The following is a 12,923-nucleotide window of genomic DNA, read 5'->3' as shown; positions in this document are numbered from 1 at the left end:
AAAGTGGGCATGTGAAATGTTATATGATTACATTTCACCGCAGCCACCCCTTCCCATGAAGACTCCCACCCTTGTGGCCGCCCTGGCGGCCGCGCCGCTCGCCCCTGAAGCTTTCGCACAGTCCGCCGATGCCGCGCTCACCCTCGGCAAGGTGCAGGTGCAGGTGCAGGTGCAGGTGCACCAGCACGGCGAAGGCCAGCTCAGTGCGCACCAGGTGCTGACCTCGGTGGACGTCCTGGGTGCAGACCAGATCGAAAACCGCAACGTCTCGCACAGCTGGGAACTGCTCGGGCAGATGCCCGGCATCCAGCTCACCGAAACCCGGCAGGGCGCCGAATCCGGCAAGGTCAGCTTCCGCGCCTTCAACGGCGAGGGTTACCTCAATGCCATCAAGACGCTGATCGATGGCATCCCCAGCAACGTCAACAGCGGCAACCAGCGCTTCATCGACATGCTGTTCCCGCTGGACATCAGCTACATCGAAGTGGTGCGCGGGACCAACGACCCGCGCTATGGGCTGCACAACATCGGTGGCAACGTGAACTTCGGTACGCGCCAAGGCGGCAGCTACACCGATGCGCGCCTGGCCTACGGCAGCTACAACACCCGTGATGCACAGCTGGCGGTTGGCCGCGAAGCCAATGGCTTCGCGCAGAACTATTTTGTCGGCACCCAGGCCAGCGATGGCTATCGCGACCACGACACCTCGAAGAAGTACTCGCTGGGCGGCAAGTGGTTCTTCGGCACGCTGGACGAAGGGCTGCGCGTGGGCCTGACGGCGCGCGCCTACCACCATGAGGCCGACGAACCGGGCTTCATGACCGCCGAGGAACTGCGCACGCTCCGCCGTGGCAGCGAGCTGCGCAACGGCAATGATGGCGATGACCGCGACATGCGGCAGATCGCCGCGCACGTCGACCTGAAGCTGTCCGACGCACTCACCTTCGGCACGCGGCTCTACTACAACCGCTATGAAGACGACCGCCGCGTGACCTTCAGCGACCTGCCCACCGGCAACCTGCCGCGCCAGCGCCGCATGTGGGACGAGCGTCAGGCCGGACTGCTCAGCACCCTGACCTGGCAGGCCAGTTCCGCGCTTACTGTCGAGGGCGGCCTGAACTACGAGCAGCAGGACAACGGCTACATCCGCGAGCGCTACGCCTACGCCGAACCCACTGATTTCAGCCAGCCGCCGGCGCGGGTGCAGAACAACGATCGCCACAGCTTCGACAACTGGGGCGCTTACGTGCAGGCCATCTACCAGCCGGTCGAGGCCTGGAAGATCGTGCCGGCCTATCGTATCGATCGCTTCAGTGGCAGCACGCACCTGATGAACGGCGTCCGCGGACGCCTGCAGGACTACGGCACCATCGGTCAGCCCAAGCTGAGCATCATCCACAGCCTGGGCCAGACCACCCACGTCTACGCGAACTGGGGCCGCACCTTCCAGGTACTGACCGGGTCCACCGCGCCGGCCTACCTCACCCCCGGGCAGGCACCGATGCAGCCGTCCACCAACACCGGCATGGAGCTGGGCCTGAAGTTCCAGCCGTTCCAGGGCGCCCAGGCGCGCCTGGCGGTGTGGCAGCAGGACGCGGAAAACGAGGTATCCAACATGCCGGCCACTGGCACCACGGTCACCCTGGGCAAGACCCGCCGACGAGGCGTGGATGCGCAGTTGAGCCTGCAACTGGGCGACGACTGGACGGTATGGGCTTCGCACGCCTACCAGGAAGCGAAGATCACCCGCGACGACCGCGATGCCGGCATTTCCCTGCAGGGCCGCGAAGTGGCTGCCACCCCGCGCCATATCAGCAATCTGGGTGTGGATTACCGCGCCACGGATGCGCTGCGGCTGGGCCTGCAGGCGCGTGCACAGGGCGATTACTACCTGGAAGAACGCAACGTGGCCGGCAAGTTCGGTGGCTTCGCCGTGCTCGACCTCAGTGCGGCCTATCAGCTCACCCCGCGTTTCAGCGTGGACCTGCAGCTGAAGAACGTCACCGGCCGCCAGTACGCCTACGCCTGGTACGACAGCTTCTTCTGGGACCGCGCCCGCCCGATGTTCTCGCCGGCCCCGGGCCGCAGCGTGTTCGTCGGCCTGAACATGAAGCTGTAACCGGCCACGCATCTGGTAGTGGTCGAGCTTGCTCGACCTGCGGCAGGGGTCAGAGCCCTTTCCTCACGGAAAGGGATCCGACCCCGGACCCCTGTTTTGCACTACATTGGTGCAATGTCCGACCCCGCACCCCCGCCGTCCCTCGATGCCCTGGGCACGCCGCTGGCCTGGGCCGGGGCCGATGGCTGCATTGCCGGCTGCAATCCGGCCTTCGCCCGCTGGCTGGGCGTCAGCGTCCGGCGCCTGCTGGGTCGGCCATTGGTCGCCTTGGAAGTGCAGGGCGAGGCGTTGGCCCATTTCCTGGCCCGCGACGAGCGCGACAGCCTGCGCCTGAACCGGCTGGCGCTGGCGGTGCCCGGCGAGGCGCCGCGCTTCGCCGAGGGCTGGATGAGCCGCCGCGACGATGGCGGCTGGCTGCTGGAGGCGCATCCGGTCGATGAGTTCCCAGGACTCGATCCCACCCAGGCGCTGCCCAGCGCGCTCAGCGCGGCGCTGAAGGGGCTGGCCCACGAACTGCGTAATCCGCTGGCCGGGCTGAAGGGCGCGGCGCAGCTGCTGGCGCGGCGTGCCGCTCAGCGCGACGCCGGCGAACGTGAGCTGATCGAACTGATCGGTTCGGAGATCGAGCGCCTCAACGGCCTGCTCGACCAGCTGTTGTCGCCGGCCCCGGCCGCGCCGCATGCCGAACTGAACATCCATGCCGCGCTGGAACGCGTGCTGCGCCTGGCCGAGAGCGAAGCCGGCTGGGCGGTGCGCCTGCAGCGTGACTACGACCCCAGCATCCCCGAATTCCATGGTGACGCCGACCGCCTCACCCAGGCGGTCTGGAACCTGGTGCGCAACGCGATCCAGGCCGGCGCCGGCAACATCACCCTGCGCACCCGCGTGGAGCATGGCGTGCGCATTGCCGAGCAGCTGCACACGCTGGCGTTGCGCCTGGAAATCGCCGACGACGGCCGTGGCGTTCCCGAGGAACTGGCTGAACACCTGTTCCTGCCCTTGGTGAGTGGCCGTGCCGAAGGCACTGGCCTGGGCCTGGCGCTGGCCCAGCAGGTGGCGCGCGAGCATCGCGGCACGCTGACCTACCGCTCGCGCCCGGGCCATACCGTGTTCACTCTGCTGCTGCCGATCGTCAGCGGCGCCGCCCCGGCCGAGGAGGTCCCGCGCGATGTCTGAGTCCTCTTCGTCCCCGCAGTGCATCTGGGTGGTCGATGACGATCGGGCCGTGCGCTTCGTGCTGTGCACCGCGCTACGCGAGGCGGGCTACCAGGTCCTCGATTTCGACAGCGCCGCACCCGCCCTGCAGGCGTTGAGCGAAGGCCCGCCACCGGCGCTGCTGTTCACCGATGTGCGCATGCCCGGCGACGATGGCCTGGTGCTGCTGGACAAGCTCAAGGCCGCGCTGCCGCAGCTGCCGGTGGTGGTGATGTCGGCCTATACCGATGTAGCCAGCACGGCCGGCGCGTTCCGCGGTGGCGCGCATGAATTCCTGTCCAAGCCGTTCGATCTGGACGATGCGGTGGCACTGGCGCAACGGGTGCTGCCGGCCGTCGCACCGGCATTGGCGGCGGCCACACCTGCGGCCGAAGCGCATAGCGACCAACCGCCGCAACTGGTGGGCGATACCCCGCCGATGCGCGCGCTGTTCCGCGCCATCGGTCGCCTGGCGCAGGCACCGCTGGCGGTGCTGATCACCGGCGAGACCGGCACCGGCAAGGAGCTGGTGGCCAATGCGCTGCATCGCGAATCACCGCGCGCGCAGGGGCCCTTCGTCGCGCTCAATACCGCTGCAATCCCGTCCGAGCTGCTGGAAAGCGAGTTGTTCGGCCACGAAGCCGGCGCCTTCACCGGCGCGCAGCGCCGCCATATCGGCCGCTTCGAGCAGGCCGATGGCGGCACGCTGTTCCTGGATGAGATCGGCGACATGCCGCTGCCGTTGCAGACCCGGCTGCTGCGCGTGCTGGCGCAGGGCGAGTTCTTCCGCGTCGGTGGCCGTGAACTGATCCGCGTCGACGTGCGCGTGGTCGCCGCCACCCACCAGGACCTGGAAGGGCTGGTTGCACAAGGAAAGTTCCGCGCCGACCTGCTGCACCGCCTCGACGTGGTGCGCCTGCAGCTGCCACCGCTGCGCGAGCGCCGCGAGGACATCGCACAGCTGGCCAGTACGTTCCTGGCCGCCGCCGCGCGCAAGCTGGATACGCCGCCGAAGCGCCTGACCGCGGCCGCACTGCAGGCGCTGCGCGAACACGACTGGCCGGGCAACGTGCGCGAACTGGAAAACGTGTGCTGGCGGATGGCGGCGTTGGCGGCCGCCGACACCATCGGCGTGGCCGACGTCGATACCGCGCTCAACCGTACGCGCGGTCGTCGCAGCAGCACCACCAGCGCCGATCCGGGGCAGTGGGAAGCGCTGCTGGCCGAATGGGCACGCCGTCAGCTGGCCGAAGGCGTGGAAGGGCTGCACGCGCAGGTGCGCGAGCGGGTCGACCATGCCCTGCTGGAGGCCGCGCTGCAGATCACCCACGGCCGCCGTGCCGAAGCCGCGGCCCGCCTGGGCCTTGGCCGCAATACCCTTACCCGCAAGCTGGGCGCCGGGCGCCGCCGCGGGGGCCATTGAACGGCCCCTGCACGCGATCCTCGCGCCCGCTTGCCGAACCGTTGATCGTTCATGGACGATGCAACGCTTAGTGTCATCTGCAAGGAGTCTTTGATGCGTCTGTCCTTTGCCATCCTGCCGTTGTCCGCCGCCGTGCTGCTGTCTGCCTGTGGCAGCGCGCCGAAAAAGACCGAACCTACTCCGCCGCCGCCGACCGTGGTCAGCGCAGCGAAGCAGGGCGAGGCCAATCTTGCGCCGGCCTCGGCCAGCATTGTCAGTGGCCGCATCGCACTGATGGTGGAGCCCGGCGGTATCCACATCACCGGCCTGATCGGTGGCCTGCAGCCGATGCAGCAGGCTGGCTTCCACATCCACGAGCGCGGCGACTGCAGTGCGGTGGATGCCAGCAGTGCCGGCAACCACTTCAACCCCGGTGGCGCCGCGCATGGCCGCGCCGGCACCGGCAAGCACCACCTGGGCGACATGGACAATCTGCGTGCCGACGCCCAGGGCCGCGCCAACGTCGATATCCACCTCAAGGGAGTTACCCTTGGCGGAGGCGCCGCCACCGATATCGCCGGACGTGCACTGGTCGTGCATGCCAACGCCGACGACTATCGCAGCCAGCCCGCCGGCAATGCCGGCGTCCGCATCGCCTGTGGCGTGATCCGGGTTGTCCGCTGATCACTGCAGGCATCATCCAGGGAGAGATTCCATGCGCTTGATCCACACTTCGCTGTTCGCAGCCATTGCTGCGCTGGGCCTGGCGGCCTGCAACCAGCAGCCGGCCGCGCCGCAGGCTGAAACCCCGCCGGCCGCGCCGGCCGACGGTGCCACCACCGAACCGGCTGCAACGCCGGCCCCGGCGGCTGCACCGGCTGCAGATGCTACGGCCAGCGCCGAGCTGGCACCGACCCAGGGCAACGAGACCAAGGGCAGCGTCACCTTCAAGGTGGTCGATGGCAAGGTCCACGTGACCGGCCAGATCAGCGGCCTGAAGCCGGGCAGCGAGCACGGCTTCCACATTCACGAGAAGGGCGACTGCAGCGCCCCGGACGGCATGAGCGCCGGTGGCCACTTCAACCCGGGCAAGCAGGATCACGGCAGTGTCGCCACCGATCCGCACCACGGCGGCGACATGCCCAACATCAAGGCCGACGACAAGGGCGTGGCCACCATCGACGGCCCGGTGTCGAGCAACGTGAACATCGGCAAGGGTGATGACTTCGACATCATCGGCCGTGGCCTGATCGTCCACGCCGATGCGGATGACTACAAGACCCAGCCGACCGGCAATGCCGGCGCGCGCCTGGCGTGTGCGGTGATCCAGAAGGCGCCGTAAGCGCGCTCCTGCTGGAAATGGAAAACGCCGGCGCAAGCCGGCGTTTTTCTTGCATCCCTTCCTGTAGAGCCGAGCCGATGCTCGGCTGCCTTTGCTGCGGTCAGGGGGATCGCAGCAATGTGTCGCGTCGCTGCCGCAGTTCAGCGCATTCGGCAGGGCCGCTTTCACACAGGATCGAGATATCGGTCTGCATGTGGGCCTTGCCCGTCTTGGCATCGATCACTTCGCGCTTGAAGGTGCGCACCACGGCCGGTGCCGTGCGGTGGGGCGGCACCATCACCAGCCAGTGGGTCATGGTCACCGGCTTCAACCGTCCCTCGGTCATCTCGATTTCCCGCATGATCGCGCCAAGACTGGTGTTGTAGAGCGTCATCCCCGGCTGACTCGACTGATCCGGCGCAAGATCTACACCCTTCATCTTCGGCAGCGCTTCGACGAAGCCGGCGACGGTGCCGAATTCCAGCAGGGCATCATTTGCAATCACCACATCATCTGGCTCCGGCTCTGATGCCTCCGTGGCCGCTGGCTGGCGCCGCGGTTCGAAGTTGAATGACTGGGTGAAGCTGATCCAGGGGTGCTTCACGGGCGCGTCCGGCGGGCAGGTCAGCCGCCAGTTCCGTGCGGCGTTGAGCACCGTGTCATCAATGCGTGCATCCCCGCTGCTCCGGCCGATCTTCACCTCCGTTTTTGCCGGATCGCCGGCCACCGGGCGCAACCAGACTTCCGCCGAGCCGCGCAAACCGCTGGACCGCACTGCGCTGGAGAACCTGGGTTCGTTGTCCGCCCAGCTAAGGCGGTCCAGCCGGCAAGCCGGTTCCGGAACAGGCACGACCGGTTGCGCGATGCCGCCCAGGCCCTTGCACTGATACTTCCAGCTGAGGGCCGCCTGCCGGGCTGCATCATCCAGCACCCGGTTGTGGGAGCCGTTCAGCACGCGCGCATCGTGGGCGCGGCCCTGCGCATCGACGTTGACCTGCACCTTGACCGTGTTGCTGAAGCTGATATGGCTGTCATAGACCTCGGGCTCCGCCACGGCAGCAGCGAAGGCCGGCGCAACTGTGCAGGTGGGTGTCGCGGCAACCGGTACCGCTGCCTGGGCCATGATCGGAAGGCCACAGACGGCTGCGGCAAGCAGGGTCAGCCCTGCGCATTGAAGTGTATACAGCATGCAGTTCGTCCTTGATCGCGCATGAGTGATCCATGCACAAGCCCGCAATGGTGGCACATCGCGCCGCCGAACCGGTTGGCGGCGCGTGGTGCGGCTTGATCAGCGCGCCAGCAGTTCGCGCGCGTCCTGGCCGGCCTCGCAGTGCACGAACAGTACCGGCACGCCATGTGCTTCCAGCACCGCGGCCATCTGTCGCTGGCGCATCAGGAACTGCTCGTAGATGCCCTTCAGGCGGTCGCAATCGTTCTTGCCGTAATCGTAGTGCGCGCACCAGCCGGCCGGATCGAACAGCGCCATGCGTGCTTCGCCATGCGTGTAACGCAGCAGCGGCTCGGGCGCGGCGTTGAGCCATTCGTCTTCACCGGGGGCCATGATCGCGGTCTCGATCAGCGGCCACAGCGCAGCCAGACCCTGGTTGTCGTACTGCATCGACATCATCGCGGCCAGATCATTCACGGTGAAATAGCGCGCGTGCTCGATGCGGGCACCGAAGGTGTTCTGCGCCATCAACGCAGTGTCGGCATGGGCCATGCCGTTGGCCAGCAGCGTGTCTTCCAGCGCCTCGGCCACCGCATTGGTCGTCGCCACGTCGCTGCCAGTCAGCAGGAACGGCACCACGCGCAGGCCGCCGCCCACCAGGCTGGCGTCGGCCTGGAACGGTAGCGGCACGTCGCCCTGGGCGTCGGTACCAAAGGCCAGCAGGCGCGGGCCCTGGTTGCGGCCCGGCGCACGCATCTGCAGTTCTTCCAGGCGGCGATGGATCGGCCAGCCCGGGCGCAGCACCTCGGCCGGGTCGAAATGGGCGGCGGCGAACACCAGGTCCAGCTCGGCCACCTGCGGCACTAGCTTGGACAGGTCGCGGCCGACGCGATCGGCCAGTTCACCGGCCTGTTCGGCGCTGAGTACCGCCTGGCGGGGGATTTCACCGCCGGCCAGTTCCAGGGCCAGCACGCCAAGGGCATTCATCGCGGGGTCGGGTTTGCTCATGGTTCCACGGTTGGCCCATCACAGGGCGGCAGCTACACTTGGCTCCATTATGCCTGCTCCGCCGTGCAGGCCATGTTGCAGACACCCTCATCCATGCCAGGTATCTCCATGCCCAACGCTCGTCCCGTCGCCATCCTCGGTGGCGTCCGCATTCCGTTCTGCCGCCAGAACACCGCGTATTCGGATGTCGGCAACCTCGGCATGTCGGTCCGTACGCTGGGCGCGCTGGTCGAACGGTTCGGCCTGCACGGCCAGCAGCTGGGTGAAGTGGCGATGGGTGCGGTGATCAAGCACTCCAGCGACTGGAACCTGGGCCGTGAAGCCACGCTGTCGTCCGGCCTGTCGCCGCTGACCCCGGGCATCACACTGCAGCGCGCCTGTGGCACCTCGCTGGACAGCATCATCACCGTCGCCAACAAGATCGCGCTGGGCCAGATCGAATCGGGCATCGGCGGCGGTTCGGACACCACCTCCGACGTGCCGATCGTCTACGGCAAGAAGCTGCGCGCGCGCCTGCTGGCCGCCAACCGTGCCAAGAGCACTGGCGACAAGATCCGCGCGCTCACTTCCGGCTTCAAGTTCTCCGAGCTCAAGCCCGAGTTCCCGGGCGTGGCCGAGCCGCGCACCGGCAAGAGCATGGGCGACCACTGCGAGGACATGGCCAAGGAATGGAACATCTCGCGCGACTCGCAGGACGAGTGGGCGGTGTCCTCGCACAAGAAGCTGGCCGCTGCCTATGAGCGCGGTTTCTTCAACGATCTGATCGCACCGTTCCGTGGCGTCGAGCGCGACAACATACTGCGTCCGGATACCTCGCTGGAAAAGCTGGCCACGCTGAAGCCGGCCTTCGACAAGGTCTCCGGCCGTGGCACCCTGACCGCCGCCAACTCCACGCCGTTGACCGATGGCGCCGCCGCGGTGCTGCTGGCCAGTGAAGAGTGGGCGCGTGCGCACGGCCATGAGCCGCAGGCGTACCTGCGCGATGCGCACGTCTCTGCGGTGGACTTCGTGCATGGCGAAGGCCTGCTGATGGCACCGACCGTGGCCGTGCCGGAGATGCTCAAGCGCAATGGCCTGACCCTGCAGGACTTCGACATCTACGAGATCCACGAGGCCTTCGCTGCACAGGTGCTGTGCACCCTGCGTGCGTGGGAGAGCGAGGATTACTGCCGCAACCGCCTGGGCCTGGATGCGCCGATGGGCCGTATCGACCCGGACAAGATCAACCTGCTGGGCTCGTCGCTGGCCACCGGCCATCCGTTCGCCGCCACCGGTGCACGTGTGATTGCTACCGCAGCCAAGCAGCTGGCCGAACGCGGCGGTGGCCGCGCGCTGGTGTCGATCTGCACCGCCGGCGGCATGGGCGTGGTGGCGATCGTCGAACGCTGAGCATCACGGTAGTGCCGGCCGCTGGCCGGCAGCGCTGGTACGAAAACGCCGCCCAATGGGCGGCGTTTTTTTTGTTGCTCCGGTGGGTGCCGACCGTTGGTCGGCACGCCTCACGGCAACCGCGGGTTGCCGAACTCGTCGCGCTCTTCATTGGCGTCATACACTGGCGGCTGCACCGCGATCGGCTGCTCTTCCACCGTGGCACGTAGCGGCGCCTCGCTGCCGCGCACCAGCGCCACGCTGTCCTCGCCGCGCTGCAGTCGCAGCGCATTGGCCAGGCACTGCGCGGCCAGCGCGTGCTCGCCACGCTGCGCGAACAGTTCGCCCAGCGCTTCCCACGCCGGGGCACCGGCGCCGGCGGCGATGGCCTCGTGCAGGAACGTATCGGCGGCATCCCACTGCTGCTGGGCCAGGGCCACGCGGCCCTGCGCCAGATGCAGTGCGGCCGAGCCATCATGCACATTGCGCCAGCGCGCCAGGTTGGCCTGGCGGGTGGCCAGGCGCTCGGCCGGCAGGCGGCCGTACAGCGCCACCAGTTCGTCGTCCCAGCGCTGGTCCAGCGCCTGTTCCAGCGCCAGCAGCGCCGGCTCATCCCAGTTCAGGGCCACCGCGCGGCTGGCATAGGCGCCCACCACGTCCGGGGTCGGCCGCAGCGCCTTCGGCGTGGCTTCCCACTGTGCGGCCAATGCGTTGACGTCGGCCGCTTCCAGCAGCGCCTGTGCGGCCAGGCGGGCTTCCAGTTCGCTGTTTGATTCGGCCGGCAGTACCTTGCTCTGGCGCAGCGCACCCAGCTGGCCATAGGCCTCGTGTGCGCGGCCGGCACGCGCCAGCGCTTCGGTACGCAGCCACAGGCCGCGCGGCGGCAGCGGCTGGATCGCCGCCACGTCCAATGCATTGATCGCATCCACCGGCAGATCGCGCGCCAGCAGCTGTTCGGCGCGCAGCAGTGCCTGCAGGGTGGCATCGCTCTCGCCAAGACGCTGCAGCAGCGCTTCACCGGCGGGGCCGTCGGCACGTGCCTGTGCGCTGCGCACGGCATTGGCCAGCGCCACCGCGCTCACTTCCGGGTCCTTGGCAGCGCCATCCAGTAGCTTCTCGGCACGCTGCCACTGGCCGTGCTCGTAGGCCTGCAGGCCGTCGATCAGGCGCACCCGGCCCTGCTTGCGGCGGTAGCGGCCCCAGGCGCGGAACGGTGCGGCAATCAGGCTCCACAGCAGCCACAGCACCAGCACTGCGATCACCGACAGCAGCGCCACCTTCGGCAGGTTGCTGTGGTAGTCGTAACCGCCGTAGCGCAGGGTCACTTCACCGAAACGGTTGAGGTCATCGGCGCCCAGCCATTGCGCGGCCACCACGCCGATGGCCACCGCCAGCAACAGCACAACCAGGGATTGCAGGGGTTTCATGCGGGATTACCTCCGGTCGGTCTGGGTGCGCAGTTGCTGCAGGGTGCTGCCAAGCACGGTGTTGCTGGCCTGCAGCGGAAGCTCGCGCAAGGCCTTCAGTTCAGCACGTTGCGCGCGCAGGGCCGGTGAATCCGGCCAGCGCCGCTGTGCCCAGTGCTCCACGCGTTCCAGTGCGGTATCGCGGCCCGTGCGGTCGCCGCGTTCGATCGCGGCGCGCGCCAGGGTCAGTTCCAGCTGCAGGGCGTCGTCGGCATTGCGACGTTCGGCGGCGGTCAGCGGGCCATTCTGGCGGCTCGGGGTGATGTCCACGAACGGGGCCAGCGTCGATTGCCACCACGGTTTTGCGGTGTCGGTCGCAGCGTTGCCGGTCACCTGCGACGGCAGCCCCTGCAGTGCCCTGGCCAAGGCATCCAGCCGCTGCAGCGACTGCACGCGCGGGCCGGCGCCCAGCGCATCGAGTGCATCGCGCTCCTGCACCAATGCCTGGCGCAGGTTCAGGCCATCGCTGTCGGGCAGATCGGCCAGCGCGGTGGCGGCCTGTGCATACAGGCGGCGCGCGCCTTCCACGTCGTCGGCATAATTCAGCCGTTGCGCCGCCTGGGTCAGCAGCAGTTCGGCCTCATCGCGCTGTACCGCCTGGCGGCCCTGGTTGGCGCTGTCGGCCAGCTTGGCCAGGTTCTCTTCCAGCAGCGCACTGCGCTGCGAAAGGCCCAGCATCTCGTCGCGCAGCACGCGGTTGGTGGTCGCCGCATCCTGCAGGCGCTGGCTGGTCGCGCGCTGGTCGCGGCGCAGTGCATCCAGCGTCGCCTCCAGGCCCTGCAGCTGCACGGCCATGGTCTGTGCCTGCGCTTCCTGTTCGTGCTGTTGCTGCTGCCAGACGTACCAGCCGGCATAGCCGCCCACGCCAAGCACGACCACCCCGGCCAGCGGCAGCAGCCAGCGCACGGGTCGACGGGGCGGGGAAACGGGCGGAGTCTCGTTCATGGGGCTTCCTTGTCGGCAACGTCGCCGGTCAGGATCCGGCAGGCCGCGTTGTGCACAGCATCACTGTTGCCGACCACAGCGGCAAGCGTGACCCACGTCCCTGTTCAGGTCGCTGCCGGGACGGTGAGCATGGCGTGTGCAGCGGCCACCAGCTGTGCCGTGGTGGGCCCGGCCGCGCGCACCACGCGCTGCAGCCCCAGTGCATGCGCCTGATCGCCCAGCCGTTCGCTGGCCACGACGACGGTGGCCTGGGCCTGCAGGCGTTGCTGCAATGCCGGCGGAAGCTGCTGCCAGAAATGCAGCAACGCCTCACCACTGCTCACCGCCAGCACCCACGGCTGCGCTGAATGCGCCAATCGAGCCAGCGTGCGGGGCGACAGGCGCAGCAGGCGGCGCTGGTAGACATCGGCACGTTCGATCGTGGCGCCTGCGGCCTGCAGGTGGGCAGCAATCAGGCCGCGTCCGCCGGGGGCGGTGACCAGTCCGATGCGCAGGCCCTGCACCTCGGCCAGCACCGGCAGCGCCAGCAGGCCCTCGCTGTCCATCCGCTGCGGTGCATGCACCTCGCCGACGCCCTGCGCCCGCAGTGCGCGCGCGGTGCCTTCGCCCACGGTCAGCCACGGGCTGCGTTGCGCCTCGGCCAGTGGCAGCAGGGACGCGGCTGCGGCAACGGCGGCCGGGCTGGTGAACACCACCCGATCGCAGTTCAGCGCGCGTTGCAGCTGGCGCACCACTGGCGTGCCCTTCAGGCGCTGCAGGCGCCACGGCGAAAGGGCCAGCACATGCCCGCCCAGCCCAGCAACGGCGCGGCGCAGCGCCACATGCTGGCCCTGCGGGCGCAGTGAAACCAGGGTCCAGCCCGCGTCGGAACCGGCGGCGCCAGTGGGTATCGTATGGTCGGCCATTGCCTGCATTATGCGGGCCCTTCGTTG

The 12,923-nt window shown here is 68.3% G+C and carries 11 protein-coding genes; 6 read left to right on the top strand and 5 right to left on the bottom strand.

Annotated elements, in window-relative coordinates:
- Positions 1-55 precede the first annotated feature (55 nt).
- The 5 genes from AC5P7E_RS03930 to AC5P7E_RS03910 all read left to right on the top strand — a co-directional run bounded on the left by AC5P7E_RS03930 (position 56) and on the right by AC5P7E_RS03910 (position 6,057).
- The gene (locus AC5P7E_RS03930) at positions 56-2,119 is read left to right on the top strand and encodes a TonB-dependent receptor (RefSeq protein ID WP_197596190.1); all 2,064 of its coding nucleotides are present in this window, start codon (positions 56-58) and stop codon (positions 2,117-2,119) included.
- A gap of 114 nt (positions 2,120-2,233) precedes the next feature.
- Positions 2,234-3,295, top strand: coding sequence for a two-component system sensor histidine kinase NtrB (locus AC5P7E_RS03925; protein ID WP_033834635.1), 1,062 nt, complete (start codon positions 2,234-2,236; stop codon positions 3,293-3,295).
- Positions 3,288-4,736: a nitrogen regulation protein NR(I) gene (ntrC, locus tag AC5P7E_RS03920; RefSeq protein WP_099472779.1), complete on the top strand. Its 1,449-nt coding sequence runs from the start codon at positions 3,288-3,290 to the stop codon at positions 4,734-4,736. The genes AC5P7E_RS03925 and ntrC overlap by 8 nt, the downstream gene beginning before the upstream one ends.
- A 93-nt stretch (positions 4,737-4,829) precedes the next feature.
- Positions 4,830-5,399, top strand: a complete 570-nt coding sequence (locus AC5P7E_RS03915) for a superoxide dismutase family protein (RefSeq protein ID WP_005407586.1) — start codon at positions 4,830-4,832, stop codon at positions 5,397-5,399.
- A gap of 31 nt (positions 5,400-5,430) precedes the next feature.
- Positions 5,431-6,057 carry a superoxide dismutase family protein gene (locus tag AC5P7E_RS03910; protein ID WP_114618714.1) on the top strand — a complete coding sequence of 209 codons (627 nt, stop codon included), beginning with the start codon at positions 5,431-5,433 and terminating at the stop codon, positions 6,055-6,057.
- 100 nt (positions 6,058-6,157) lie between these two features.
- Here the strand turns inward: AC5P7E_RS03910 and AC5P7E_RS03905 are convergent, their stop codons facing one another.
- Positions 6,158-7,225 (bottom strand): TonB family protein, encoded by a 1,068-nt coding sequence (locus tag AC5P7E_RS03905; protein ID WP_114618713.1) that lies wholly within the window; start codon positions 7,223-7,225, stop codon positions 6,158-6,160.
- A 99-nt stretch (positions 7,226-7,324) separates the two neighbouring features.
- Positions 7,325-8,212 (bottom strand): hypothetical protein, encoded by an 888-nt coding sequence (locus AC5P7E_RS03900; RefSeq protein WP_033834616.1) that lies wholly within the window; start codon positions 8,210-8,212, stop codon positions 7,325-7,327.
- A 93-nt stretch (positions 8,213-8,305) separates the two neighbouring features.
- On the opposite strand from AC5P7E_RS03900, the gene AC5P7E_RS03895 reads away from it, so the two are divergent.
- Entirely contained in the window at positions 8,306-9,601 is a 1,296-nt protein-coding gene (locus AC5P7E_RS03895; protein WP_012478738.1) for an acetyl-CoA C-acetyltransferase, read from the top strand.
- Between the two features lie 110 nt (positions 9,602-9,711).
- On the opposite strand, the gene AC5P7E_RS03890 is transcribed toward AC5P7E_RS03895, so the two are convergent.
- The 3 genes from AC5P7E_RS03890 to AC5P7E_RS03880 form a co-directional block, all read right to left on the bottom strand.
- Positions 9,712-11,007 (bottom strand): heme biosynthesis HemY N-terminal domain-containing protein, encoded by a 1,296-nt coding sequence (locus AC5P7E_RS03890; protein WP_012478739.1) that lies wholly within the window; start codon positions 11,005-11,007, stop codon positions 9,712-9,714.
- A 6-nt stretch (positions 11,008-11,013) separates the two neighbouring features.
- Complete coding sequence (locus AC5P7E_RS03885) at positions 11,014-11,991, bottom strand: uroporphyrinogen-III C-methyltransferase (RefSeq protein WP_012478740.1); 978 nt, start codon at positions 11,989-11,991, stop codon at positions 11,014-11,016.
- Between the two features lie 104 nt (positions 11,992-12,095).
- The gene (locus AC5P7E_RS03880; protein WP_049452643.1) at positions 12,096-12,905 is read right to left on the bottom strand and encodes a uroporphyrinogen-III synthase; all 810 of its coding nucleotides are present in this window, start codon (positions 12,903-12,905) and stop codon (positions 12,096-12,098) included.
- Positions 12,906-12,923 lie beyond the last annotated feature (18 nt).

This window comes from Stenotrophomonas sp. YJH_SMC_25 (assembly GCF_059369595.1).
The sequence above is the reverse complement of the archived record's forward strand: the minus strand, read 5'-3'. Positions and strand labels throughout refer to the sequence as shown.

Excerpts from the sequence above, each read along its gene's own strand:
- AC5P7E_RS03930 (WP_197596190.1), top strand. The coding sequence starts at position 56 with ATGAAGACTCCCACCCTTGTGGCCGCCCTGGCGGCCGCGCCGCTCGCC.
- AC5P7E_RS03910 (WP_114618714.1), top strand. The coding sequence starts at position 5,431 with ATGCGCTTGATCCACACTTCGCTGTTCGCAGCCATTGCTGCGCTGGGC.
- AC5P7E_RS03900 (WP_033834616.1), bottom strand. The coding sequence starts at position 8,212 with ATGAGCAAACCCGACCCCGCGATGAATGCCCTTGGCGTGCTGGCCCTG.
- ntrC (WP_099472779.1), top strand. The coding sequence starts at position 3,288 with ATGTCTGAGTCCTCTTCGTCCCCGCAGTGCATCTGGGTGGTCGATGAC.
- AC5P7E_RS03915 (WP_005407586.1), top strand. The coding sequence starts at position 4,830 with ATGCGTCTGTCCTTTGCCATCCTGCCGTTGTCCGCCGCCGTGCTGCTG.
- AC5P7E_RS03890 (WP_012478739.1), bottom strand. The coding sequence starts at position 11,007 with ATGAAACCCCTGCAATCCCTGGTTGTGCTGTTGCTGGCGGTGGCCATC.
- AC5P7E_RS03895 (WP_012478738.1), top strand. The coding sequence starts at position 8,306 with ATGCCAGGTATCTCCATGCCCAACGCTCGTCCCGTCGCCATCCTCGGT.
- AC5P7E_RS03885 (WP_012478740.1), bottom strand. The coding sequence starts at position 11,991 with ATGAACGAGACTCCGCCCGTTTCCCCGCCCCGTCGACCCGTGCGCTGG.
- AC5P7E_RS03880 (WP_049452643.1), bottom strand. The coding sequence starts at position 12,905 with ATGCAGGCAATGGCCGACCATACGATACCCACTGGCGCCGCCGGTTCC.
- AC5P7E_RS03905 (WP_114618713.1), bottom strand. The coding sequence starts at position 7,225 with ATGCTGTATACACTTCAATGCGCAGGGCTGACCCTGCTTGCCGCAGCC.
- AC5P7E_RS03925 (WP_033834635.1), top strand. The coding sequence starts at position 2,234 with ATGTCCGACCCCGCACCCCCGCCGTCCCTCGATGCCCTGGGCACGCCG.